Genomic DNA, 1,010 nt, shown 5'->3' on the forward strand with positions numbered 1-1,010 from the left:
GGTAAACGGCAAAAATCGCTACCACGATAAGCGCAGCCTCCAGCAAACGCCGGCCACTGCTGAGTCTTTTCAGGGTAACTTCTTTATCTTCTGTATATTCCTGGCTCAAGAAAGGCTCTCCAGGTTCCTGTTAGCTGACATAGCAACAGCGCCGAGAAGCTTCCCCGGCGCCGAAACTGTATGAATAAACAGGAGTGTAACCAATTTAATCAGGTTTTGCACCTGCACCTTACCGTGTTTTGATAACCAGACGGTTACTCTGTTTCACTTCTTCCATCACTACGTAGGTACGGGTGTCGTTAACCCCCGGCAAACGCAGCAAGGTTTCGCCCAGCAGTTTGCGGTACGCCGACATGTCCGGTACGCGGGTTTTCAACAGGTAGTCGAAATCACCGGAAACCAGATGACACTCCTGAATCTCTTCAAGCTTCTGCACTGCCGAGTTGAATTGCTCAAACACATCCGGCGCGCCACGGTTCAGCGTGATCTCCACGAAAACCAGCAGGGACGCATCCAGATAATGCGGGTTAAGCAATGCGGTATAGCCATGAATGAAACCCTGGCGCTCGAGACGGCGCACGCGTTCTAAACATGGTGTCGGGGATAACCCCACGCGCTTCGAAAGCTCGACGTTCGAAATACGCCCATCCTTCTGCAGCTCATTCAGGATGTTGCGGTCGATACGGTCGAGATCTTTACCCGGGCGTTTCTTGTTGTCTGCCATTATTATTGTCTCTCTTATTTTCTTCCGTGCACGTGCCACACCCTAGCCAACGTCAATGTGTAAGGGTTCGTTCCAAGCGAAGACCCGATGCCTGTCATGTGCTTCTTCACTACCATCATTCCACGCCGCGCAGCCTGTCTGTCCAACCCCGCGCGACGCCGGCAACGACGTTTAGGTCGAGAAAAAATCAGCAAACGCTTGCGCGCCCTGCTCCGCACATCCACCGCGCATTGCCGCCTCGCGGCGCAAATACGTACGATTTGCTGGTGATACGGGGATAATTTCT

The 1,010-nt window shown here is 52.9% G+C and carries 1 protein-coding gene; it reads right to left on the reverse strand.

The annotated features are described in order from the left end of the window. Window positions 1-229: 229 nt before the first annotated feature. Window positions 230-724, reverse strand: coding sequence for a leucine-responsive transcriptional regulator Lrp (lrp, locus tag AB0H42_RS35980; protein WP_004928318.1), 495 nt, complete (start codon window positions 722-724; stop codon window positions 230-232). Between the last annotated feature and the right edge of the window lie 286 nt (window positions 725-1,010).

Origin of the sequence: Nocardia sp. NPDC050799 (genome assembly GCF_040654015.1) — a bacterium.
Taxonomy (GTDB): Bacteria; Actinomycetota; Actinomycetes; order Mycobacteriales; family Mycobacteriaceae; genus Nocardia.